The sequence below is a fragment of the Halobacillus sp. SY10 genome, assembly GCF_045401165.1.
GTDB classification, from domain to species: domain Bacteria; phylum Bacillota; class Bacilli; order Bacillales; family Halobacillaceae; genus Halobacillus; species Halobacillus aidingensis.
The window spans coordinates 4,071,405-4,095,682 of the sequence record NZ_CP174345.1 but is presented as its reverse complement, the minus strand read 5'-3'; the positions used below and the strand labels follow the sequence as shown (position 1 = coordinate 4,095,682).

Sequence of the window (24,278 nt, the reverse complement as noted above, 5' to 3'; positions counted from 1 at the left end):
CAGGAGTCTCGCCATTCCCCTCCGCCCCTTTGCCATATAAGTATCTCGAAACCACACCCGAGTTAAGCTCCTTTTATGCACATGGTAATTGGAGGGGAATAAACTCCAAAGAACCTATTCTGCATGTAGTATAGAGCGCTTTATACTTAAAACACCAGGATAGTAGAAGGTACCCTCCTGCAGTAAAGGGGTTCGTTTCTCACATCCATAGAATGGGGTGGTTGGGAAGCTGCGAGACTCCCGTGGGAGAAAGGAGATAGGCGAGATCCCTTAGTACTTGTGCCCGCTCCGAGGAAGCTTGCCACTCCCCCACAGGAAAGCGAGTAGCTTCCCAGCCACCCCTGACGCTCAACCAGGCAACGAACCCCGAAACATCTCGAAACTGAGTCTTCAAGAATCCTGCCATTTTGTTGAATAGGTGGGCTTTATTATGTAGTTTATCCATGATTGAGAAACATATTTTTCAGTGATCTCGAGAAACCTATAGGAAAAAGGAGTGGTCGGTATGCACACGATGTGGAAAGGGACCATCAGCTTCGGACTTGTGAATATTCCAGTGAAACTGCATGCGGCAACAGAGAATAAGGACATCAAACTGCGTCAGCTTCATGAGGAATGTAAATCACCGGTCGAATATGAGAAGCGCTGTCCTGTATGTGAGCGGGAAATTGAGAGTGAAGAGATTGTCAAAGCTTATGAATATGCGAAGAACAAGTTTGTCGTTTTAGATAAAGAAGACCTGGAACAGTTGAAAAAAGAACAAGAAGACAAAGCGGTTGAAATCATCGATTTTGTGAAGTTGGAAGAGATCGACCCGATTTATTTTGAGCGGAGTTATTTTATATCTCCAAGCGAAGGAGGATCAAAAGCTTACAGTCTTCTTCGTCAGGCGCTCGGAGATACCGAGAAGATCGGGATTGCTAAAATCATCATCCGCTCCAAGGAACAACTGGCGATCGTCCGGGTTTATGAGAATACTCTTGTGATGGAAACGATCCATTATCCTGATGAGGTCAGATCCGTTCAGGATGTGCCGAATGTTCCGGAAGAAACAGAATTAAGTAAGAAAGAATTGAGTACAGCTGTTACGCTGATCGATCAGTTGACAGCGGAATTCGATCCTGAAAAATACAAAGATGAATACCGGACAGCGCTTATGGAACTGATTGAAGCGAAGAAAAACAATGAAGAAGTTACGACAGCCAAAGACAAACCGAAGCCGGATAATGTGACGAACTTAATGGATGCTTTGGAAAAATCGTTGGAGAAAACGAAAGGGTCCAAGAAGAAGAAAACAACGAAGAAAAAGACGACCACATCTGGCAAGAAAAAGACTTCCTGACAGGGTGTCATCGTCTATAATACCTCCATCTGTAGTATAATGTAGAGGAGATCATTAAAGTTCGGAGGGATTGGATGACCGTACGTTCCGAGGAAGAAGTCGAATTACTTATGCGCCCGGCCTTGGCTTCTCTCGCTGTGGAGGGAGACCGCTTGAGCAAGAAGCAGAAGCTGCTTGTGAAAAAGTGCCTGACAGGGGAGATCTCTCATGAGGAGTTCGTCACACGGGCGTTGGAACTGGCTCGTCATGCCTAACACCAGGTACGGGAATGAAAAGTCGAAGTATTGTTATCCGGGATCAAACGTTTTAATCAATCATTATGACATTAAAGATGAGAAACAATTGACAGCTTTGGAGACGATGTTTACGGCACAAAGGTTGGCTGAGCTTCAATCCACCCCGATTAAAGGGGATTTCGACTTGCGTCATTTACAAAGGATCCATGCGCGCCTTTTTTCAGATCTTTACCCTTTTGCTGGAGAAATTCGAACAGAAAACATTACGAAGGACGGATTTTCTTTTGCTCAGGCCAGGTTCATTCACGATGCGGCTGAGCCCATATTTCAACAGTTGATGAGAGAAGATTGGAAAAGTATGAACAGGGTCCTGGTTGTAGAGAAATTGGTGTACTACATGTCAGAAATTAATGTTCTCCATCCTTTCAGAGAAGGGAATGGAAGAAGTTTACGGGAGTTCATTCGCATCTTAGCAATGGAAGCAGGATATCATCTGGATTGGTCAGCGGTCCCGCCTGAGGAAATCTTCCAGGCAAGTGTTCAATCTGTCAAAGATGTGCGTCCGCTTGCTCAAGTGATTAGTCATTCCTTATCTACCTATCAAAAACCTTCAGCATAAAACAAGGCTGGAGGTTTTTTGCATGTAGACAGAGGATTCCATCTGAATGTAGGTCCATTCCACGAATGTCTATTCTATCTGCCTCCTTTTTCTGGATTTCGCTTGTTTTGCTTACATTTGCTGACAAACCCGATTTGATGAACACTCGAAAAAAGCGTAATCTGAGTCCTATGCAAATCATGCATGCAAACTTAGGAGGTCTTTATTACTTATGTGCGGAATTTTCGTGACACAAGGAGAGATGAGTGAAAAACAAATGAATGAGGTGCTGGAACTGCTTTACCATCGTGGTCCAGATGAGGGGAAGTCAGTGGTTACCGATCGTGTTCATCTTGGACACCGCCGCTTATCGATTATCGGACTTGAAGATGGCATCCAGCCGATTCATAACGAAGATAAAAAACGTTGGATCGTCTGTAATGGTGAAATTTACAATTATGCAGCCATTAAAGAATCCTTAGCGAAAGATGTCTCTTTTCTCACAAAGTCAGACAGTGAAGTAGCTTTGAAATTAGTCGAAAAACAAGGGCCGGAAGCTATCCATCAACTTGATGGAATGTTCGCGTTCTTCATTGCAGATGAGGAAAACGATTCGTTTGTCGTAGCTCGGGATACACTTGGGATCAAGCCGCTTTATTACGGGGAAGATCGCGAGGGTCAGTATGTTTTTTCATCTGAATTGAAAGCAATCGAACCTTTTGTGAATGAGGCGAAAGAATTTCCTCACGGGCACTATTTCACACCGGAAAATGGTTTTGTCTGCTACAGGAAAATCCAGTCCCCGCAAGAGTCTTACACGGAACATGAGATGACCGAAGTGTTTACTTCTATAAAAGAAACTATGAACGAATCCGTTCGAAAAAGACTGATGGCAGACGTTGAAGTAGGCGTGCTGCTGAGTGGTGGCTTGGACAGTAGTTTGATTGCCGCCATAGCTGATCAGCAGAAGCAAGGGGACAAGCCTTTAAAATCGTTCTGTGTCGGCTCTGAAGGCAGTGCAGATATCATCAACGCTCGTACGGTTGCGAAAGCGCTGGGAACCGAGCATTATGAATATATTTATACGGAAGAAGAATTGATTGAAGCTGTCTCTGATGTCATTTATCACCTGGAGTCTTACGAGCCTTCCCTTGTACGTAGTGCCATCCCGAATTACTTCGTGTCTAAGCTTGCATCCGAACACGTAAAAGTGATTTTATCTGGAGAAGGGGCCGATGAATTATTCGCTGGATATGCGTATATGGAAAAATACCAGGATACCGCATCCATGAACAAGGAAATCATTCGTGTATTGAATACACTTCACCACGTAAATCTGCAACGAGCCGATCGTATGAGCATGGCGCACTCCATTGAACTTCGTGTGCCATTTCTCGACTTGGATGTTGTGGAAAATGCCCTCCAGATTCCTGCCGGCTTGAAAGTTCATAAGAAAGACCGCATGGAAAAATGGCTGCTTCGAAAAGCATTTGACGGCATCATCCCTGATGAAGTTTTATGGCGTAAGAAAGCAGAGTTCTCAGAAGGAAGTGGAGCATTGGACTTGCTCGACCTGCATGCAGAAAGAACAATTACAGATGAAACATTTGAAAAGGTGCAAGCCGAAGCACCAGTTGATATACGATCCAAACAGGAAATGTTCTATTATCAGATTTTCAGGGATCATTTCCAAGAAGAAAAAATGCTCCACACCGTAGGCAAATGGGCCACGGCTTAACCCAAAAGGACAGATGCAAAACGCATCTGTCCTTTTTCATATCTTATAATCTTTCGGATCGCTCCAAAGGGAGATCGCATCGCTCCAAGAGCAGTCGCCCTGCAAACGGCAGTCCACCTCACACACAACCGCTTAGCGAGAACGCTGTCAAAAAACAAGTAAAAAATATAGAAGGTATTTTACCTCTTTAAACATAAGAGGTTGTTCCACTATAATAAAAATAACTGAATATTCAAAACTTGAAACCATAAATGCTGAAGAAGGAGGACGTTATGAATGACCAGCCTTTCCTTCAGAGAGGTTTGGGAAGCGAAGAAGCGCATATCTTCGTTTGTCCAACCCACTCCTATCCTGTACTCAGACCCGCTCTCCGAGCACACAGGGGCGCGGGTTCACTTGAAGCTCGAGCATACCCACCCTACGGGATCATTCAAGCTCAGAGGGGCTGCAAACAAAATTCTATCTCTTGACGAGAAAGACTTAAAGAAAGGTGTGACCACTTTTTCAACGGGTAACCATGGCATATCTGTTGCATATGTAGCAGCAGAGTTAGGAATTCCTTGTACGGTATGTATATCCGACCGTGTTCCGAAGGCGAAGGTGAATCGTCTTAAGAAATTACAAGCGTCTGTGGAGATTGTGGGAAGCAGTCAAGATGAAGCAGAAGCAAGGTGTGCTGAATTGGAAAGAGACGATGGGATGACGGTAATCAAGCCTTTTGATGATCGGGAAATCATTGCCGGTCAGGGGACGATCGCGCTTGAAATCATGGAGCAGTGTCCTGAGGTTGATGAAGTGATCATTCCCTTGTCTGGGGGTGGGCTGTTGTCAGGTATTGCTTTTGTGATGAAATCAATTGAACCTTCTATACGTGTGACAGGAGTGACGATGAAGAAGGGGGCGGTCATGCAGGAAAGCCTTGCCAAGGGTAAGCCTGTCATTCTCGAGGAGTCTGATACATTGGCAGACAGTCTGCTTGGAGGAATTGGGACAGAGAACCGTTACACATTTTCAATGACGAAAGCTTATATGGACGAGGGGGTGCTTGTGGAAGAGGCACAGATTGAAGAAGGGCTGCTCTTCACTCTTGAGCACCATAAGATGGTCGTGGAAGGAGCGGCTGCAACGGGGGTCGGGCACGTCCTTCATTCTAATGATCTACAAGGAAAAAATGTTGTTGTCGTCATGAGCGGGAACAATATCGATCATGATGCGATTACAGATCTTTTGGCTAAATCGTAAGTGGGGGAGGAGTGGAGATGGGGGTTGCGGTGGAGGAAGTTTTAAAACTTCCAGTGCTCGAAAAAGCAAGAGTACAGACCCATGTGTATGATCGTCAGGTTGATTGGATCTCAGTGATTGAGACTCCTGTAGAGAACTTTGTCAGGAACAATGAATTTGTACTAAGTACAGGGGTCGGATGTGTGGATGATGTATTGGCACTCGAAGGATATGTTGAAGATGTCATTCGCTCGGAAGCCTCCGTCCTCGCTTTTGCCACAGGACGTCATCTGTATAAAATTCCGGACCGTGTGTTAAAACTTGCGGAGAAACACGAGTTGATCGTGATGGAAATTCCATGGGAGGTCCGCTTCGGAGATATTTTACAGGATGTATTACGGTTGATCAGTGAGGAGAACCGCCAGGAACAGCAACGCACGGAAGAGATACGACAGGAGTTGATCAACTGTGTCCTGAACGGGAAAGGGCTGCAGGAGATCACATCAATCATCTACCAGAATACAGGCATTCCGACGGCCATCAGTGATCATAACAAGCAGATACGAGCGAATCAGTATTTTGATCGTTATTACATCGATGTTTTAAATGGGCATGAGCTTTCTCAGGAAGGAACCCTTGTAGAAACGGAGATGGACAGTGATCACCCGCTCAGCCATTACATTGAAACCTATGAAATCGGTGACCAGAAATGCTATCAGCTTACAATTTTATCAAACTATAAGAAACAGGGATATATACTATTTAAGCCAAAGGACAACAAAGATTTAACGTGGGTGAACCTTCACATTTTGGAGCATGCGCTTACAGCTTGTGCCTTATATTTCGTCAAAGAGAACGCCATTGAAATGACTGAAATCAGACTTAAGGATAACTTTTTGCTGGATTTAGCCAAGCAGGAGAGGGAGATGGACAGAGCTCTTTTTTCGAAAGCGCAGCTGCTTGGTTATGATTTGGAGAAGCCTTATATTTGTCTCGTCGGCCATATCCGTTTCGTGCAGCCGGAGGAGGAACGCACCTCTTCAACGATGCCTCAAGTCAAATCATCATCGATCAACAGTCGCAATTATTACATTCAGAAGGAAGTCACTCATGCCGGAGACGCGCTGCACCGGAGGACGATGACCACCTTTGATGAAGGTGAGGTAATCGTTTATTTGGAAACGGACCGTCCGGATTACGAAGAAACCGCGAACCAGTTTCTCGACCTGATTGAGCGGAGACTTCATGAGTTATTAAAAGGGATTACGATTAGCTGGGGGATTTCCTGTCATAAAGGTGGGTATCAAACTTTTCATAAAAGCTATGAAGAGGCGGAAACGGCACTGAAAATCGGTCAGCAGCATGAAGAAGGGGAGCGAACGTTTTTCAGTGATACCAGAATGAACCGGTTGCTCATGGCACTGTCCCACGAGGAAGAAATCGGAGCGATTGTGTCAGATACGTTGGAGAAGCTGATTGATTATGACCAGAAACGGCAGACAGAACTGATTCATACGTTTATGGTCTATAACAAATACAACAGCAATGTCAGTCAGACGGCCCGTGCCCTGAACTTGCACCGCCAATCTTTGCTGCACAGATTGAGAAACATTGAACATTTGACTGGCCTCTCTCTTCTCAATGCGGATGATCTTTTTTTGCTGGAGCTGAGCGTAAGGTTATGGCTTTTGAAAAAGGTGGATGCATAGAGCGCTCCCTCGGGGTGATGCTCTATTTCTCATCTTTGACTGTCGTTTTCCATTCGCCCTGATCGGTCCCGCGTCGGTCCAGCTTGACAGTCCACTGATCGGATTCTTCATCAAAGGAAAGTAGCGAAACGATCAACACATCTGTCTGCTCTGGTTCTGTTTCGGACAAAGCTGTAGAGAGAGCTTCGGATGCTTTTAAGTCCGCTCCCTGGACTTCACTCATTTCAAGCTCCTGGACTTTTTCAGCCGTGGCTTGTTCAGGGTAGGACTCAGCGATATCCCCGTCTACCCAGACCTCGACCTGTTTGCCGACCCATAAACCTTCAGGAGCTCCGGAGACCCACATGGCCCGTCCTTCATCCCCTGATCCATCATCCATCGGTGTGACAACAAGGATCCTGTCATCGTCCTGATCCATGACAAATCCGCTCATGTCCGGATCGGATGCTTCTGCTTCCACTTCATTCTGGTCTACTTCTTCTGTCTCTGACAGTCCACATGCACTAAGGGATAAAGAGAAAACCATGAACATACCAAGCATCCATCTCATTTTCATCTTTCTCACACTCCTTATCTACTTTGTTGACGTTTGAACGGGAGGAAAAGTTTCACATGACAGAAACATCCAACTTTGTTATGATGAAAATCACCAAGCGAATAAGTTTATGAAACTACTAGGGGGGCCTGAATGGGCTGAGAGGAAAGCGAGCAAGCTTTCTGACTCTTACGAACCTGATCTGGTTAATACCAGCGGAGGGAAGTAGTCTGACGATACGTGTATCGACTTACTGCATACCAGGCCAGGTCCTCTAAGGATCTGGCTTTTTTTATTTGGTTCCATTCAGATCCTGTACGGAAAGGTGGTGAAAGATGAGAAACACAAAGATACTCACAACGATGGCCGTGCTTATTGCCGTTGGAACGCTTGGAGCCCAATTTCTCTGGTTTCCGGCTGGAATTGCGAAAGCTTATCCTGTCCAGCATGCGGTTAATGTAGTCGCGGCGGTGGTGCTTGGACCCGTCCCGGCGGTCATGATTGCTTTTGTTATCGGGCTCTTACGTTTCTTATTAGGGCTCGGCACCCTTCTTGCTTTTCCGGGCGGGATGTTCGGTGCATTATTGGCAGGGCTTTGTTATCGATTCTATGAAAGAAAAAGGTCTGCGGTGATTGGTGAAGTTTTAGGTACTGGAGTCATAGGGGCTTTGGCATCTGTTCCGATTGCGCACGTCCTGATGGGAAGTTCAACAGGTGTTTTCGCGTTTGTTCCTTCTTTTGTCGTAAGCAGTGTCTCGGGGGCTTTCATTGCTACCTTCATTTTATCACGAGTGAAAGTTGAAAATATGATCTTACAACCATAATACACGGAAACTGCTAGGGGCGCGAGTATTCGCTGAGATAAGGAGACATTCCTTGGTCCCTCAATACCTGATCCGGGTCATGCCGGCGGAGGGAAGTAGTAAGAATCCCCTTCTGTCCTCTAGTAGCTTCCGAGAATAATAGGAGGCTCTATCATGTCTTTTTCCAATCAATTAAGAAAAGAAAATCAGGATATCTATCAAAAAATCTTCACTCATCCCTTTATCCAGGGTATCGGAAAAGGGGATGTTCCAAAAGAAGCATTGATTCACTATATCAAGGCTGATTATGAGTATTTGAATGCCTTTATGCACGTCTATGGAATCGCCATTTCCAAATCTCCGGGAAGGGAAGACATTCAACTGTTTAACGAACAAATCGATTTTGTGTTAAACAGTGAGGTTCACCCTCACAACAATTTTTGTGAACAGATTGGCGTTACCTATGAAGAACTGCAAGGATATCCATTGCCGCCAACCGCTGATCACTATATCAAACATATGCTTTTTCATGCCCACCATGGAGGCATTGGTGAAATATTAGCAGCTTTGCTTCCGTGCCCGTGGACCTATTATGAAATCGGAGTCGAACTAATGAACAGCTATCAGCCGGGATCTGATCATCCTTTTCTCCCTTGGATCGAATTTTATGCTGATGCGGAAGTGAAGAGTCTGACAGCGGTGTTGTGTGAACGACTTGATCAGCATGCCGAACATGCGTCTGAATCGGAAAAGTGGCGTATGAGAGAAGCCTTCCGTAAAAGTTGTCAGCTGGAGTATGCCTTTTGGGATATGGCTTACACACAAGAGCAATGGCCTTGTGAAAAGGAGGGTGTGAAATGAGACAAGTCTCATGTACGTTGACGATTGCCGGGACCGATCCTAGCGGTGGTGCGGGTATTCAGGCAGACTTGAAAACTTTTCAGGAGTTGAAAAGTTATGGCATGAGTGTTGTGACATCAGTCGTTTCGCAAAATACGACAGGAGTGAAAGATGTTCATCACCTGCCGGAAAATTTCATTATGAGTCAGCTGAAAGCTATTTCTGAGGATATGCCTGTCCAGGCACTGAAAACAGGGATGATTGCCAACAAGAAAATGATGAAAGTCATCAGTGAATGGTTGGATGAGGTGGATGCTCCGTACGTCATGGATCCTGTCATGGTTGCCCAGAGTGGGGACCCTTTGATTGAAAAAGAAGATCAACGTTATTTGAAAAAATATCTTGTACCAAAGACAGCGCTCGTCACGCCTAACATCCCTGAAACGGAAGTGCTTGTTGGAGGGATAATTGAAACAGAAGCGGATATGAGAGAAGCGGCCGAAGTGATCGTGAAAGACTTAGGCGCGGGTGCGGCCCTTGTCAAAGGGGGCCATCTCAATGGAAGAGCGGTTGATTTTTTATATGATGGGCAGCGGTTTCATGAATTTGAATCCGAACGTATTGATTCTTCCAATACACACGGGACAGGTTGTACGTATTCTGCAGCCATTACGGCATACTTGAGTCAGGGACACGCTTTGCCACAAGCCGTCAAAGAAGCGAAATACTTTGTAACAGAGGCGATCCGCCATTCCTTCGATCTAGGAAAAGGAAGTGGCCCGACCAATCATTTTGCTTTGCGTGAGGAGGTTTTCAACCAATGGCTGTAAATGTTATCGACAGAGTGAGAGAACAACGCCCACTGATCCATCACATCACGAATGCGGTCGTCATGAATTTCACAGCGAACGGACTTCTAGCATTCGGAGGATCACCGATAATGGCCAATTCCAAGCAGGAGGTTGCAGAGGTCACCCGATTGTCTCAAGGGCTGTTATTGAATATAGGGACGCTTCATGAAAACCAGGTGGAAGCGATGATTCTTGCAGGAAGAGCAGCAAATGAGATCGGCATCCCGGTCGTCCTCGATCCTGTTGGCGCTCCTGCAACCCGCTATCGTTCAGACGTATGCCAGCGGATTTTGCAGGAGGTGAAGCTGACCGTCATTAAAGGAAATGCCGGTGAACTCGCCCACCTCGTCGATCAGGATGTGGATACGAAAGGCGTAGATTCTACAGGGGAAGCTGACGCTGAAGCCATCGTTCGTCTAGTTGCAGAAAAGTATCAGACCGGAGCCGTCTGTACAGGGGAAAAGGATGTCGGATGTATCGACAGGGACGTTTTTGTCAATGAAACCGGACACCCTCTCCTTGCTCAAATTACAGGATCCGGCTGTTTGCTGGGTTCCTTGCTCACAGCAAGCTTAACGGTAGAAGGTAATCCTAAAGAAAAGGTTCTAGCAACATTAAGTCATTATGGACGGGCGGCAGAACAAGCAGCGGACCACCCTGATGTCAAAGGGCCAGGGACATTCATTACAAGGTTTGTCGATGCTTTAGCCATGGGGGCTGAAAAATGAAAGCTTCTACCCTTAGAAAATACTTCGTTATGGGCAGCCAAAACTGTAACAAAGATCCCTTGAGCATTTTGGATGAAGCGATTAAAGCTGGAATCACGTGCTTTCAATATAGGGAAAAAGGAGAAGGCGCTCTAACTGGAGAAGCGAAGTACAGTCTCGGTCATAAGCTGCGCCAACGTTGTGCTGAAGCGGGTATTTTATTTATCGTCAACGATGACGTTGAACTTTTTGATGTGCTTAAGGCTGATGGAATCCATGTGGGCCAGAGTGATCGTAGTGTGAATGAAATCCGCTCCAACTATCCAGATACCATCATTGGATTATCTGTATCCGATCGCACTGAATTAGAACAGAGTCCGGTCAATCTTGTCGACTATTTAGGTGTTGGACCGATGTACAGAACAACGACGAAGACAGACGCCAACCCTGTAGCAGGTCCTGAATGGATGAAGATCGTCAAACGGGAGTATCCAAACATGCCCGTAGTCGGGATTGGGGGGATCCATCCCGGAAATGCTGGTAAAGTAATAGAAGCGGGAGCGGACGGTGTCGCTGTCATTTCAGCTATTACCCAAGCTGTGGACATGTCTTCTGTCGTAAAATCTCTATAAAACATAAGGAACTCATGCCTGTCATGAGTTCCTTTTATCGTTATCCGAGGGATTTATGGTTCCCAGACTATCCCCTGGTTGAAGAACAGGAATATCGACCTGAACCGTATCCGGATACTTAATCCCTGCTCCTGTATTGAGTACGACCACTTCGTCCTCGGCGGTAATCCAGTTTTCTGATCTTAACTTTCTGGCAGCAGCAAATGCTGCAGCTCCTTCTGGGCAGACGAAGGCTCCTTCTTTTTGGGCGATTCTTTTTTGTTCTTCCAAAAGTTCATGATCGCTAACGGCTGCCGCACATCCGCCTGTATCATATAAAGCGTCAAGGACGAGAAAATCCCCGATCGCCTTTGGAACATTGATACCGAACGCAATCGTCTCGGAATCCTTCCAGAATGATGATTCCCTTTGTCCTTGCTGCCATGCTTCCACAATCGGAGCACAGCCTTCAGATTGGACAGCTACAAGCCTTGGCATCTGGTCTTTGGTGATCCAGCCAAGTTCCTGTAATTCTCTCAGTGCTTTATGAATGCCAATCAAACCGACGCCGCCACCTGTCGGATAGAGGATGACATCTGGAACGTCCCATCCTAATTGTTCGGCAATCTCAAGCCCCATCGTTTTCTTTCCTTCAATTCTGTATGGTTCTTTTAATGTAGACACATCGTAGAGCTCAGATTTTTCTACAGCTTCCGCCACGATTTTTCCGGCATCGCTAATCAGTCCATCCACGAGGAAAAGATTGGCCCCTGATAATGCACATTCGTTACGGGTGATTTTCGGGGCATCGAAAGGCATGACGATGGTCGATTCCATTGATGCTCTTGAAGCGTATAAGGACCAGGCTGCTCCAGCATTGCCATTGGTGGGCATAGCGAGTTCTTTCACTCCCAGCTCTTTTGCTTTAGATACACCGACCGCAGCTCCTCTTGCTTTGAACGATCCGGTAGGGATGATGCCTTCATCTTTCATATGCAGTTTGCGGATATTCATATCTGTCTGAAGGGTTGGTAAAGGGATTAACGGACTCATGCCTTCTCCCAAAGAAGTTTTATATGTAGGATCCTGGAGTGGTAATAGTTCATGGTAACGCCAAAGGTCTGGGGTTCTCTCTTTCAGTTGCTCAGGGGACCACAACTTTTTCAGACTGTCTAAATCATAGCTTACAAGTAAAGGAGAACCGCATGTACAGAGATGCTGAGGTTCACTGGCTTTATAGGTTTCTTCACATTTCGGGCAGTACAAATGAGATAAGTAACTGTATGTCATCTTCATCCTCCTTCTATCCGGTTATTCGTATCTTAACATAAGAAGTCAATCGAGAGGTTCATGGCGACATTGTATTAAGGACATCTCCAAAACTTCATACACTTTTTACATTACAAGAAAAAATATCTTTGAATACAATGAAAGTACAGTCGTTTAAAAATTCAGATAACTAGCGCGGAGGGGATGAAATGGTTCTTCCTTTTGACATTTTAGAGTATCACCAGCGTTTGCAGAAAACGAAAAAACGCATGGCTGATCAAGGAATTGACGTGCTTTTGATTACAGACCCGGCAAACATGAATTACCTTTCTGGTTATGATGCCTGGTCTTTTTATGTACACCAAATGCTTGTGATTATCATTGATGAACCGCAGCCGCTTTGGATTGGTCGTTACCAGGATGCAAACGGTGCAAGGGTGACCACGTGGATCTATGATGAGAATGTCATTGCCTACCCTGACTACTTTGTTCATTCAGACGTTTATCACCCGATGGATTTTATAGCAGATATCCTCCTTCAAATCGGTCAAGGAAAAAGGAAGATCGGCGTTGAGATGGATCATTACTACTTTACGGCCAAAGCTCTGGAAAGGTTGAAAAGAGGATTGCCGAATGCCACCTTCCAAGATGCGACCCTGCTTGTGAATCGTGTCCGTATCGTTAAGTCTGATCAAGAAATCGAATATATGAAGAGGGCAGCTCAAATTGCGGACCTAGCAATGACTAAAGGCGTGGAAAGCGTTTATCCAGGCGTTCGGGAGTGCGATACCGCGGCCGAAATTTACTATCACATGGTCAGAGGGACCCCGGATTTCGGTGGGGAATATCCGGCGATTGTTCCACTGCTTCCGACCGGGGATCATACGTCCATTCCACATCTTACCTGGTCAGACCGGCCTTTCGTAAAAGGAAATGCTGTCATCATCGAACTGGCCGGGTGTTATAAGCGCTACCATGTTCCTCTTGCCCGTACCGTTTCCATCGGAGAACCGAATGAAAAAATGAAACAAGTCGCCCCGGTCGTTTTGGAAGGGATTCAGAATGTCCTCGACTTTGCAAAGCCTGGGGTGACTTGTGGAGAACTTGAAGAAGTTTGGAGAAAGAGTATTAAGAAACACGGTTTTGAAAAAGAAGCCCGTTTAGGTTATTCCGTCGGTCTCAATTATCCGCCAGATTGGGGAGAACATACGGCGAGCATCCGAAAAGGTGATTCGACTGTCCTGGAACCCAATATGACGTTCCATTTGATTCCGGCGTTATGGTTCGATACGGACGGAATCGAAATCAGTGAAACATTCAAGGTCACAGAATCTGGGAGTGAGCGGTTCACCACTTATCCGCAGGAGTTAATCATACGTGATCATATGGATTTAAGCGGCCAGATCAGCTGAAGGAGGTATGGAAAATCAGACTCTTTGAACGGAAAGACATTGAAAAAGTGATTCGCCTTGATACAGAACTTGTAGGGAAAATGGAAGAAGCCTTCACCTCACTGGTGGAAAAAGAAATGACGATGCCACCGATCATGCGTATAGATGTGCCGGATCATAATGGCGAAGTGGATATTAAATCCGCCTATATCAAAGGTGAAGACAGTTTTGCTGTGAAGCTGTCTTCTGGATTTTTCAATAACCCCGCTATAGGGCTTCCGAGCGCGAACGGGCTTATGATTCTCATCAATAGTCGTACAGGAGAGCCACTCGCGGTATTGGCCGATGAAGGGCGGCTTACGGATTTGAGAACGGCGGCTGCCGGAGCGGTGGCTGCGAAATATGGAAGCAGGGACAACAGCCGGATTGCGGGGATCCTTGGTTCCGGGTCTCAAGCGCGTCTTCAACTTCAAGCGCTTATGCTGGTTCGGCCGATTGAGCAGGTGGTCGTTTATGGGAGAAATGATGAAAAAGCCTTTAACTTTAAACAAGAGATGGAGCAGAAAACAGGTCTTCATCTGACCGTCTGTGACTCAGTTGAGCAAGTCGTAGGAAAAAGCGATCTTGTTGTAACGACGACACCGTCCAAGGAACCGTTGATCTACGGAGATTGGGTGAGGCCGGGACTTCATATAACGGCTATGGGCTCGGATGCAGAACATAAGCAGGAACTGGATGCCACTGTTATGGGGAAAGCGGATGTTATTGTCTGCGATGTAAAAGATCAGTCCGCCCGTTTGGGAGAATTGCGCTTGTCACCGGAGCAGCAGGAACGTGCGATAGAACTGGGGGAAGTGACAAGTGGAAAACATTCGTTCCGACAATCAGATGAGGAGATTACGATTTGTGATTTAACAGGAACGGGTGTGCAGGATACAGCCATTGCAAGACATGTATACCATCGACTATTAGCTTGGGAGGGCGTTAAGGATGAAAGACGCGAAGTTTAGTACTAAATCGATATGGGCCGGTGAGAAAGAACAACTCGCATTCGGAGCGACGCAAGTGCCTGTCGTTCACAGTGTTTCCTTTGGTTATGACGATATGGACGAATGGTATGAAGTGGCGGTAGGTAATAAGCCGGGTCACATTTATGGACGGAATACGAATCCAACCGTTCAGGCTTTTGAAGAAAAAATCCGCATTTTAGAAAATGCAGAAGCGGCTACAAGCTTTTCCACAGGGATGGCGGCAATCAGTAATACCCTTGGCACACTGCTATTCCCCGGAGACCGGGTGGTTTCGATTAAGGATACGTATGGAGGAACAAATAAAATTTTCACAGAATTCCTTCCGAAACAACAAGTGGAAGTCGTTCTTTGTGAAACAGGAGATCATGAGGCACTGGAAGCCGAAGTGGCTAAAGGGTGCAAAGTGCTCTATTTGGAAAGCCCGACGAACCCGACGGTGAAAATCACCGACATCAAGCGGATGGCAGCTGCAGGCAAGGCGGTAGGGGCAACAGTGGTTGTAGATAATACGTTTGCCACGCCAGTGAATCAAAACCCACTCGATCTTGGAGCAGACCTTGTCATTCATAGTGCGACGAAGTTTTTAGGTGGGCACGCCGACGCTTTAGGTGGAGCTGTATGTGGCAGAAAGAGCTTAGTTGAAGCGATTTATCACTATAGAGAAATTAATGGGGCGACCCTCGATCCAATGGCTGCTTATTTGCTTTTAAGAGGCATGAAGACATTGAAGCTTCGTGTGGAGCAGCAAAACAAAAATGCCGCAGCGATTGCGGAACATTTGAAAAGTTTCGACCTCGTAGAAGAAGTTTTTTATCCAGGGCTTCTTTCTCACCCGAATCATCAGATTGCAAAACAACAAATGAAAGGATTTGGCGGGATGCTCAGCTTTGCTGTGAAAGGCGGTGTAGCCACTGTACGCGACCTTTTACCGAAGCTGCAATTTGCCAACCGTGCCGCTAATCTGGGTTCAGTGGAAACGGTTGTCGGTCCGTCGAGAACGACGAGTCATGTGGAATGCACCCCTGAAGAGCGTGCCGCCATGGGGATTCCAGAAGGTTTGATCCGTTACTCGGCCGGAATAGAAGATATTGAGGACCTGAAAAATGACCTTTCACAGGCTTTCCAATCGTTGCACACTTATGTGAAGAAGTGAGGAGGGAAGGATGTGAAAACCGAAAAGCTGGACATCGTCTTGCGTGCAAACCAGCTTATGGATCGTTTAGTGGGGTGGCGGAGGGACTTCCACCGATTCCCTGAACTCAGCTTTCAGGAAAAGCGAACGAGTGAAAAAGTGGGGGAAATATTAGAAAGCTTCCACACATATGAAATCGAAAAGAATGTCGGAGGCTATGGGATTGTCGCTACCGTCAGCCATGGGGAGGGTCCTGTTGTGGGGATTCGTGCGGATATGGACGCTCTTCCTATCACGGAAACGACAGGCGTTCCATGGGCTTCACATAATCCCGGCGTGATGCATGCGTGTGGGCATGATGCGCACATGGCCATCTTGCTTGGCGTCGCCCAGCTGTTGGCGGAAGATGCAAAAGCTGGGCGTTTTCAAGGAACGATCAAACTGATTTTTCAGCCAGCAGAAGAAAGTTGTGATGCAGCAGGGGAAACGGGTGCGATAAAAATGCTGGAATCCGGCAGGCTTCATACAGATGCCGTTTTATCCCTGCACATGTGTCCATGGAGGAAGTCAGGTGAAATCCAATGGAATGACGGCCCGAGCATGGCAAACAATGACGAATTTCATCTGAAAATTCAAGGGAGCGGCGGTCATGCGGGATATCCGCAGCATGTGAAAGACCCGATATGGATGGCGACTTATGTGTTGCAGGCGTTATACAGCCTGAATGGTCGAAAAGTAAACCCTCTGGATGTCGGCACCATTAGTGTTGGCCAGGTGCATGCCGGGGAGGCCAACAATGTGATTCCAAGTATTGTAGATATAAAAGGGACCATTAGATCTTATAAAGATGATGTGAGAGATGGATTATGCAAGGAAATCCATCAGGTGGCCAATGTCGTCACAGCGCTCGGCGGGGAGTATTCACTTCGTATCCATCGCGGTGAACCCTCTTTAATCAACGATCCTAGAATCAACCGGATCATAAAGGAAGCTGCATCCGGACTGAACATGTATGAAGAGCCCTTTGGGATGGGGAGCGAAGACTTCAGCCATTTCACTAGAAAAATACCTGGAGCGATGTTTTTTCTAGGTTGCGGATTGGAAAAGGAACGAAGTCTCCATCAATCGGATTTTGATATCGATGAACGTTCATTGCCGATTGGTGTAAGAGTGCTGTTGGAGAGTGCTTATTCATTACTTGAGCGAGGAGGAGTCCATTGAGTATGAAAATAGCCATGATTGGATTTGGAGGCGTAGGTCAGGCGTTTGCAGAAATTGTGGAGGAAAAACATCAGGAACTTCAGCAAAATCACGGACTTGATGTGGAAATCGTGGCGGTATCGGATGTTATGAAAGGCTCTGTTTTCGAGCCGGACGGTTTGAATATTCCGAAGTTATTGGAGTGTGTAAAACGAACGGGCTCTTTAGAATCCTATCCGGCATCCAGGCAGGGGGTCAAAGGATGGAACAGTTTAGAAACGATAGAGAATTCACAAGCGGATGTCATTATTGAAGTGACCTACACCGATGTCAAAACCGGGGAGCCTGCCCTCACTCATTGCCATCGTGCTTTTGAAACAGGGAAAAGTGTCATAACGACAAACAAAGGTCCTGTCGCCCTTGCCTATCAAGAATTAAACGAAAAGGCGGATCAACATGACGTGTTTTTCGGATTCGAAGGAACGGTCATGAGTGGTACGCCTGCACTAAGACTCCCACTAGAAACATTAGCTGGCAATGAAATTAAAGAAATCAGAGGGATATTGAACGGCACGACCAATTATATTCTTACCGCTATGGAAAGTGGAATGACATTGAATGAAGCGTTGGAAAAAGCCCAAGCCCTCGGTTATGCAGAGGCTGATCCGACGAGTGACCTTGAAGCCTACGATGTCAGGTATAAAGCCGCTATTTTATCAAATCATGTGTATGGAGTTCAACTCGACCCTGAAGAGATTTTCTGTGCTGGAATTACTGGTTTATCAGTAGATGATATCAAAGAAGCGGAAAAAGCCGGCGAAAAATGGAAGCTGCTTGCCCGTATTTCTCAAAACAACGGCACGGTAAAAGCGACTGTCCAACCGGAGCGTGTGAAACAGGATGATCTCTTAGCGCGAGTTAGTGGTGCAACCAATGCCATCGTCTATGAATGTGATCTGTCCGGTCCGATCATGCTCACAGGTGCGGGGGCAGGGTTAAAGGAAACGGGATTTTCTTTACTCATCGACCTGATTCATTGCCACAAACAGAAGCAGGGGACCAAAATCGGAGGAGGGAGCCACTCATGACCACGAAAGTGAAGAGTTACAAAATGCTGATTGGAGGAGAATGGAGAGAAGGCTTGCACAGTTTTGATGTCATCAACCCTCAGAACAGTGAAGTGCTGGCCACTGTCCCCTTGGCCACGAAAGAGGAAATGATTGAAGCTATTGAAACCGCCGATCGTACTTTTCGAATGAGAGACCCCATTCCCACACATGAAAGGATTCGCATACTAAGCAAAGTTTCTGATTATATGGAGAAGGATCACGAAGTTTTCGCTTCAATCATCGCACGTGAAGGAAGTAAAACGATTACAGAGGCTCGTTCAGAGGTTTCACGGGCCATTCAAACCATTCGGATCAGCGCGGAGGAAGCAAGACGGTTGAAAGGAGAGACCATCAACTTCGATCAAAATCCGGGCAGCGAAAATAGGGTCGGGTATTATCAACGTTTTCCTGTGGGAGTCGTAGGAGCCATCACTCCTTTTAATGACCCGCTCAATTTAGTCGCACATAAAATAGGGCCAGCCATTGCTGCTGGGAACGCGATTGTGGTCAAACCAGCCTCAGCCACGCCTCTAAGTGCATTGAAGCTCGCGGAAGCCTTCGTGGAAGCGGGCCTTCCTGATGGTTATCTATCCGTTGTTACTGGATCAGGAAAGGAAGTCGGGGATACACTGATTACACATCCGACCATAAAAATGGTTTCCTTTACGGGGGGATCTGTTGCAGGGCAAGCCATCACGAGAAAAGCAGGCACGAAAAAAATTAGTATGGAACTGGGATCTAACTCGCCGGTCATTGTCCTTAATGATGCAGATCTTTCCAAGGCTGTTCATGCTTGCTGTTCGGGTGCCTTTTCGGCGGCGGGTCAAAATTGCATCGGCGTACAAAGAATTTTTGTAGGCAGAGAACTTTATCCAGCATTCATTGATCGCCTGGTGGAAGCGACTGTAGCGCTTAAAGTCGGCGATAAAATGGATGACAGAACAGATGTAGGACCTATGATTAATGAAAAAGAAGCGGCCCGGGTGGCCGAATGGGTCGAGGAAGCGTTGGTAAAGGGAGCACAAATAGAAACTGGAGGAGTCCGTGACGGAGCATACTATTCTCCGACCATACTGACCGAGGTACCTTCAGATGCAAAAGTGATGGTAGAAGAGATCTTTGGGCCCGTGGTCATTGTAAACCCTGTTGTTGATTTAGAGGAAGCCATTGAAAAATCCAATGCTGTCAATTATGGACTGCACGCAGGAATCTTTACCAATGATATCAATCAAGCTTTTAAAGCTATAAGGAAAATGGACGTAGGTGGAATCATGATCAACGACAGCAGTGATTATCGAATTGACGAAATGCCATTCGGAGGTACGAAAGGGTCTGGCATCGGTCGTGAAGGAGTACGGTTTAGCATAGAATCCATGACTGAACAAAAAGTCGTATGTTTCCACCTTGACGATTAGAAAAGCCGCCTCAGTTGCCTGTTTGTGTTTGTCATCCATCCGGTAGGGGAATGCCTCCACAAAAGGAGGTAATGGAATGGCACAATTTTATGTGAATCAGAACCAGCAGACAGGTGGCGAACACGAAGTGCATGTCGAAGGCTGTGACTTTATGCCTTTTGAGCAGAATTTATTGGAATTAGGTGGTCACGACGACTGCGCAAACGCTCTAGAAGTTGCCAGAAATACTTACGAAGATGTCAACGGTTGCAAACACTGCTGCCCCGATTGCCACACAAAATAACATTCCCAAAAACCTGAACTTCCTTAAAAGGAACCATTCAGGTTTTTTTGTTTTATTAACTAACTGGCAGGAATGTGGAAGACTCAGTTTCGAGATGTTTTTGAGTGGATGGGGCTGCGGGGAATGACTCGCTTTCCGCGGGAGCGCGGTGAGCCTCCTCGAGCTTCGCTCTGCGGGGTCTCACCAAGCACTTTTTTCTCTTAGATATCCGGTTCCGGCGCCTAGCGGCTAGTGAGACTTCCCTCGCTTCTGTACGATAAGTCAACATCGAATCACTCCGTTCTTCGTGTTTCCTTTATCTCCGCCAGCTCAGTCCAGTCCATACGCCGCTGACCGAGGCGCCTGCACACTTAAGGTAGGAGTCTCGCCATTCCCCTCCGCCCCTTTACCATGGGAGTGTCTCGAAACCACTTCTATCACTTCTAGGAAACTCTGCTGGTATGCTCAAGCGAAGTGGATAATATAATACTCTCCCCAGTGTGAATCCGAATGTGAAAGCTTGATATAGACGCTTTATGCCTACTTCTAAGTGGGGGTGGGAGACGCCCCATTGTGGTAAAGGGGTTCGTTTCTCACATGCATCGAATGGGGTTGTTGGGAAGCTGCGAGACTCCCGTGGGAGAAAGGAGATAGGCGAGATCCCGCAGGGCTTTAGCCCGAGGAAGCTCGCCACTCCCCCACAGGAAAGCGAGTAGCTTCTCAACAACCCCTTACGCTCAACCAGGCAAACGAACTCCGGTTATCTCGAAACCGAGTCTTCCACTAAAGGGAGCTTATGGGGAAAGAGAGAGGGATTGGTGTGTGAAATGGTACTTCTTCTCAGGGATATTGTTTGCTTTGATGCAAATAGTAAACGTGAAGATTAATCCTGAGGAGGATGCATGATGAAGAAAAAATGGATCATTCTATTCGCAGCGCTCATGATGATTGCCATGTTGGCTGCTTGTAATACATCGGAAGAACGCGCACGTGAAAGTCAGCGGAACAATTTGAATCAAGTCAGTTTTGGTCCAGAAGACCAAGGCATGCAAGGAGACGGAAATCAACCAAGAGAAATGGATCCTGGTGCAAACGGTCAAAACCGCTTTGATGCCAACATTCCTTTTGAAGGGATGAATCCAAATGGAACGAACGGGTCGATGCAAGGTCCATACTTTTTTGACCATGATGGCCGTTACACACAAGATCCACAAGGTGGAGATCCGGCACAAAGACAATCCCCGAATCAAGCTGAGCAAAATCGTGATGATACTGCACAACAGCAGAGCGATCAAGCAAATGGGGATTTTCAACAGCAGGTGATTGATTTGACGAACAAAGCTCGTGAAAAAAATGGCCTGAAACCTCTTAAGAATAGCAATGATGTGGAAGAAGTGGCTCAAACGAAATCTGAGGATATGGCGAAGAACGATTATTTCTCCCATACATCACCAACTTACGGAAGTCCTTTTGATATGCTGAAGGAATTCGGAGTCAATTATTCAACAGCAGCTGAGAACATTGCTGCAGGACAGCAGTCTCCACAATCGGTTGTCGATGGCTGGTTAAACAGTTCAGGTCACCGTAAGAACATTATGAACAAGAATATCACTCACATTGGTGTTGGTTATGCCAAAGACGGCAATTACTGGGTGCAAATGTTCATTGCAAAATAAGTAGATATGACGCTTGGTTATCATCAGGCGTCATGTTTTACATACAAATCAAGGCAGGGGTAGAGAATGAAGAATATATGGATCCTGGTCATGGTGTTCGCTGTCATTCTGGCACCTTCTGACCTAGCAGCTTTTAAAGAAGAAAGATTGGTGGCCATCGGGGATTCCATTCCATTTGGTTATAATTTGGATAAAGAAAATAAAAATCCTCCAAAAGGGTCGTTCCCGTCTTTAATTGGAATGAAAAAAGACATAGAAGTGACCAATTTAAGTATTCCAGGACTGACATCTGCCCAATTACTAAAAGCTGTTCAATCCAATAATACCTTCAGAGAAAGTCTTAAGAACGCCGATTATGTCATTGTGTATATCGGTGGCAATGATTTATTGAATGTCGTAAAAAAAAATGGTGGACTGGATGGTATGAAAATGGAGGAGGTTGCTCCGGTTATTCGAGATCTCATTTATAATGTCTATTCGACCATTCTGGAAATTGACGAATTAACGAACGGGAAAGTGCTTGTTTACAACATATACAATCCTTATCCTGCTGCCGGTGACCAGTTGAACACGCCGCTCGCTTATATTAACCAGCAGTATGCTTCCTTAATCAAGCTGCTGAAACACTTTGCTTCCGTTACTCTTGTCGATGCCTATAAGGCCTACCATGGTCATCCTGAGTACATCATTAAAGGGGATGTTCATCCGACGGCAAAAGGTCAACAGGTACTGGCTAAGCTCGCATTGAAACATATGGACTAAGCTTAGCTTAGGGGTGGGTGTTTCTTCCATGTTTCATGATATAATGAGGGTACGGTTATTTTGGAGGTGTCTACATGGTTAGATTTGGAATTATAGGAACCAATACCATTACGGAAAAATTTATAGAGGCAGCGAAACAGCATGCCCATTTTACATTACAGGCGGTGTATTCTCGTACAGAAGAGAAAGCAGCCAACTTCGCATCCAAACACGGTGCACTTGAGACGTACACAGATTTAGAAAAGATGGCATCCAGTTCGAATGTGGATGCGGTTTATATAGCGAGTCCTAACGCTTTCCATGCGGAGCAGGCGAAGACCATCATGAGGAAAGGGACGCATGTCTTATGTGAAAAACCGATGGCTTCCAATCAACAAGAGATCGCTTCTATGATTGAAGTAGCCAAAGAAGAAGGCGTTCTGTTAATGGAAGCAGTCAAGTCTACACTCATGCCAGGTTTTCTAAGCATTCAGGAACATCTACATAAAATCGGGGAAGTGAGACGCTTCGTCGGGAACTTCAGCAAGTATTCCTCTCGTTATGATGCATATAAAAGAGGAGAGGTGTTGAATGCTTTCAAGCCGGAACTGTCGAACGGTTCTTTGATGGACCTTGGTATTTATGGCATTTATCCGATGGTTGCCCTATTCGGTGCCCCCAATCATGTCCAGGCTAATGCCGTATTTTTAGATTCTGGTGTTGACGGTCAAGGCAGTGTGGTCGCAGCTTATGATGGAATGGAAGGAGTAGTGGTCCACTCCAAAATCGTGGATTCCTATGCTCCGTCTGAAATTCAAGGAGAAAAAGGCACGATGCTCATTCCGAATATTTCTGAACCGAAAGATATAAAAATCATTTATAGAGATGGATCCGTGGAAGAACTTTCTTTCGAAGATGAGTTTTCCCCTATGTATTATGAAGCGGCTGAGTTTATCAGTCTGGTGGAGAAGACAAAAGATCGGTCGGAGAATAATTCGTTGGAGCATACGCTGATTACAGCGAAAATCATGGAGGAAGCTCGCCGGCAAATCGGCTTGGTTTATCCTAACGACCGCTCTTAGGGTCCTGAAAAAAGAGGCACTCACTTGCGAAAGTGCCTCTTTTTTCTACTGTTCTTTTAGTTGATTTGATACGTCCGTGAGGCTTTCTCGCTGGTACGCTCTTCGCTTGTGGTGGATACCCCATTCGTTCATCTTCTCCAAGAATGAGGCCGTTGTTCGCCCGTAAGGCGTCACACGATACTCCACTCTGGGAGGCACGGTTTCATAATCGATACGTTCGATTAGACCGTCCTGGATGAGCTTCTTCAGTTCTCTGGCAAGGATTCTGGAAGAGATGTTTCCATCAAGGGACCGACGCAGTTCATTGAACCGCAGATGATTTTCGTGGATGAGTTTCCAAAGAATTAACCCTTTCCACTTTCCGCACACGACTTCAAGAGTGACATCAAGGCCGATCCCATCTTCCTTCATCTGCTTCACCTCACGTTATTTTTTTGTGGTCTGTCCTTGTTTTTGCATGGCTTTTTCGTAGCCTTCCAATACTCCCTGGGCATAGACTTTGTTTAAGACAGTCATGGTCTGAGGGATGACTTTTTCTTCTTCCGATTCCGAGACTTGGTTTAATAAGTCTACGAGTTCTAACAATTCTTCAGTAACGGGAAAAATCGGTTTTATGTTGTCCAAAAAGGATCACCTTCCTGTTTGTTCGGGAAAATACTATTACTATAATTCTATTTGCTTTTTATACGAGTCACAAGTACTTACATATTTGTTCGTGTTACATTGCCTATTATGACTTAAGCTAGTGTGAATAATCAACATATAAGTCCAGGGTTTTG

25 protein-coding genes and 2 riboswitches are annotated in these 24,278 nt (G+C 46.0%); of the genes, 21 read left to right on the top strand and 4 right to left on the bottom strand.

All coding sequences use genetic code 11. The features are described 5' to 3' along the window. The first annotated feature begins 505 nt into the window (after positions 1–505). From ACJA3J_RS20545 to ACJA3J_RS20520, 6 genes are all read left to right on the top strand, one after another. Complete coding sequence (locus tag ACJA3J_RS20545) at positions 506–1,342, top strand: Ku protein (RefSeq protein ID WP_115823132.1); 837 nt, start codon at positions 506–508, stop codon at positions 1,340–1,342. 74 nt (positions 1,343–1,416) lie between these two features. Continuing rightward, entirely contained in the window at positions 1,417–1,596 is a 180-nt protein-coding gene (locus ACJA3J_RS20540; RefSeq protein WP_089654689.1) for a hypothetical protein, read from the top strand. Beyond that, positions 1,550–2,197 carry a Fic family protein gene (locus ACJA3J_RS20535; protein ID WP_244157283.1) on the top strand — a complete coding sequence of 216 codons (648 nt, stop codon included), beginning with the start codon at positions 1,550–1,552 and terminating at the stop codon, positions 2,195–2,197. Before ACJA3J_RS20540 ends, ACJA3J_RS20535 begins: the two co-directional genes overlap by 47 nt. Before the next feature lie 211 nt (positions 2,198–2,408). Next, positions 2,409–3,914 carry an asparagine synthase B gene (asnB, locus tag ACJA3J_RS20530; RefSeq protein WP_406945145.1) on the top strand — a complete coding sequence of 502 codons (1,506 nt, stop codon included), beginning with the start codon at positions 2,409–2,411 and terminating at the stop codon, positions 3,912–3,914. Positions 3,915–4,190: 276 nt separating this feature from the next. Further along, complete coding sequence (gene eutB / locus ACJA3J_RS20525) at positions 4,191–5,156, top strand: hydroxyectoine utilization dehydratase EutB (protein WP_406945144.1); 966 nt, start codon at positions 4,191–4,193, stop codon at positions 5,154–5,156. Between the two features lie 17 nt (positions 5,157–5,173). Then, on the top strand, positions 5,174–6,844 hold the full coding sequence (locus ACJA3J_RS20520) for a PucR family transcriptional regulator (RefSeq protein ID WP_406945143.1): 1,671 nt from the start codon (positions 5,174–5,176) through the stop codon (positions 6,842–6,844). A 22-nt stretch (positions 6,845–6,866) separates the two neighbouring features. Here ACJA3J_RS20520 and ACJA3J_RS20515 read toward each other — a convergent pair whose 3' ends face one another. Further along, the gene (locus ACJA3J_RS20515; protein ID WP_089654694.1) at positions 6,867–7,400 is read right to left on the bottom strand and encodes a DUF3221 domain-containing protein; all 534 of its coding nucleotides are present in this window, start codon (positions 7,398–7,400) and stop codon (positions 6,867–6,869) included. 110 nt (positions 7,401–7,510) lie between these two features. Further along, positions 7,511–7,620: riboswitch (TPP riboswitch) on the top strand. Positions 7,621–7,714: 94 nt separating this feature from the next. Between ACJA3J_RS20515 and thiW the strand changes: the two genes are divergently transcribed. The 5 genes from thiW to thiE all read left to right on the top strand — a co-directional run bounded on the left by thiW (position 7,715) and on the right by thiE (position 11,212). Next, positions 7,715–8,203 carry an energy coupling factor transporter S component ThiW gene (thiW, locus tag ACJA3J_RS20510; protein ID WP_089654695.1) on the top strand — a complete coding sequence of 163 codons (489 nt, stop codon included), beginning with the start codon at positions 7,715–7,717 and terminating at the stop codon, positions 8,201–8,203. Between the two features lie 5 nt (positions 8,204–8,208). Continuing rightward, positions 8,209–8,314: riboswitch (TPP riboswitch) on the top strand. Between the two features lie 42 nt (positions 8,315–8,356). Beyond that, positions 8,357–9,043, top strand: a complete 687-nt coding sequence (gene tenA, locus ACJA3J_RS20505) for a thiaminase II (protein ID WP_089654696.1) — start codon at positions 8,357–8,359, stop codon at positions 9,041–9,043. Beyond that, the gene (gene thiD, locus ACJA3J_RS20500; RefSeq protein WP_115894108.1) at positions 9,040–9,852 is read left to right on the top strand and encodes a bifunctional hydroxymethylpyrimidine kinase/phosphomethylpyrimidine kinase; all 813 of its coding nucleotides are present in this window, start codon (positions 9,040–9,042) and stop codon (positions 9,850–9,852) included. Before tenA ends, thiD begins: the two co-directional genes overlap by 4 nt. Then, complete coding sequence (gene thiM / locus ACJA3J_RS20495; protein WP_406945142.1) at positions 9,843–10,601, top strand: hydroxyethylthiazole kinase; 759 nt, start codon at positions 9,843–9,845, stop codon at positions 10,599–10,601. The genes thiD and thiM overlap by 10 nt, the downstream gene beginning before the upstream one ends. Continuing rightward, the gene (gene thiE / locus ACJA3J_RS20490) at positions 10,598–11,212 is read left to right on the top strand and encodes a thiamine phosphate synthase (protein WP_406945141.1); all 615 of its coding nucleotides are present in this window, start codon (positions 10,598–10,600) and stop codon (positions 11,210–11,212) included. The genes thiM and thiE overlap by 4 nt, the downstream gene beginning before the upstream one ends. A 21-nt stretch (positions 11,213–11,233) precedes the next feature. Here thiE and ACJA3J_RS20485 read toward each other — a convergent pair whose 3' ends face one another. After that, positions 11,234–12,481, bottom strand: a complete 1,248-nt coding sequence (locus ACJA3J_RS20485) for a threonine synthase (protein ID WP_406945140.1) — start codon at positions 12,479–12,481, stop codon at positions 11,234–11,236. 188 nt (positions 12,482–12,669) lie between these two features. On the opposite strand from ACJA3J_RS20485, the gene ACJA3J_RS20480 reads away from it, so the two are divergent. The 10 genes from ACJA3J_RS20480 to ACJA3J_RS20435 all read left to right on the top strand — a co-directional run bounded on the left by ACJA3J_RS20480 (position 12,670) and on the right by ACJA3J_RS20435 (position 23,499). Beyond that, positions 12,670–13,872 carry a M24 family metallopeptidase gene (locus tag ACJA3J_RS20480; protein WP_089654701.1) on the top strand — a complete coding sequence of 401 codons (1,203 nt, stop codon included), beginning with the start codon at positions 12,670–12,672 and terminating at the stop codon, positions 13,870–13,872. Between the two features lie 47 nt (positions 13,873–13,919). Further along, positions 13,920–14,861 (top strand): cyclodeaminase, encoded by a 942-nt coding sequence (locus ACJA3J_RS20475; RefSeq protein WP_406945139.1) that lies wholly within the window; start codon positions 13,920–13,922, stop codon positions 14,859–14,861. Then, a complete protein-coding gene (locus ACJA3J_RS20470) occupies positions 14,842–16,035 on the top strand; it encodes a cystathionine gamma-synthase family protein (RefSeq protein WP_406945138.1) in 1,194 nt (397 codons plus the stop codon). Before ACJA3J_RS20475 ends, ACJA3J_RS20470 begins: the two co-directional genes overlap by 20 nt. 12 nt (positions 16,036–16,047) lie before the next feature. Next, positions 16,048–17,235: a M20 family metallopeptidase gene (locus ACJA3J_RS20465; RefSeq protein WP_406945137.1), complete on the top strand. Its 1,188-nt coding sequence runs from the start codon at positions 16,048–16,050 to the stop codon at positions 17,233–17,235. Then, the gene (locus ACJA3J_RS20460) at positions 17,232–18,302 is read left to right on the top strand and encodes a homoserine dehydrogenase (RefSeq protein WP_406945136.1); all 1,071 of its coding nucleotides are present in this window, start codon (positions 17,232–17,234) and stop codon (positions 18,300–18,302) included. Before ACJA3J_RS20465 ends, ACJA3J_RS20460 begins: the two co-directional genes overlap by 4 nt. Then, entirely contained in the window at positions 18,299–19,738 is a 1,440-nt protein-coding gene (locus tag ACJA3J_RS20455; RefSeq protein WP_406945135.1) for an aldehyde dehydrogenase family protein, read from the top strand. Before ACJA3J_RS20460 ends, ACJA3J_RS20455 begins: the two co-directional genes overlap by 4 nt. A 76-nt stretch (positions 19,739–19,814) precedes the next feature. Further along, complete coding sequence (locus ACJA3J_RS20450; RefSeq protein WP_089654706.1) at positions 19,815–20,021, top strand: hypothetical protein; 207 nt, start codon at positions 19,815–19,817, stop codon at positions 20,019–20,021. Positions 20,022–20,905: 884 nt separating this feature from the next. Further along, positions 20,906–21,676: a CAP domain-containing protein gene (locus ACJA3J_RS20445; protein ID WP_089654883.1), complete on the top strand. Its 771-nt coding sequence runs from the start codon at positions 20,906–20,908 to the stop codon at positions 21,674–21,676. A 66-nt stretch (positions 21,677–21,742) separates the two neighbouring features. Continuing rightward, the gene (locus ACJA3J_RS20440; RefSeq protein ID WP_406945134.1) at positions 21,743–22,438 is read left to right on the top strand and encodes an SGNH/GDSL hydrolase family protein; all 696 of its coding nucleotides are present in this window, start codon (positions 21,743–21,745) and stop codon (positions 22,436–22,438) included. A gap of 74 nt (positions 22,439–22,512) precedes the next feature. Continuing rightward, positions 22,513–23,499 (top strand): Gfo/Idh/MocA family protein, encoded by a 987-nt coding sequence (locus ACJA3J_RS20435; protein ID WP_406945133.1) that lies wholly within the window; start codon positions 22,513–22,515, stop codon positions 23,497–23,499. Between the two features lie 45 nt (positions 23,500–23,544). Here the strand turns inward: ACJA3J_RS20435 and ACJA3J_RS20430 are convergent, their stop codons facing one another. Further along, the gene (locus ACJA3J_RS20430; RefSeq protein ID WP_406945132.1) at positions 23,545–23,910 is read right to left on the bottom strand and encodes a winged helix-turn-helix transcriptional regulator; all 366 of its coding nucleotides are present in this window, start codon (positions 23,908–23,910) and stop codon (positions 23,545–23,547) included. Between the two features lie 15 nt (positions 23,911–23,925). Then, complete coding sequence (locus ACJA3J_RS20425; protein ID WP_089654887.1) at positions 23,926–24,123, bottom strand: hypothetical protein; 198 nt, start codon at positions 24,121–24,123, stop codon at positions 23,926–23,928. Positions 24,124–24,278: the final 155 nt, after the last annotated feature.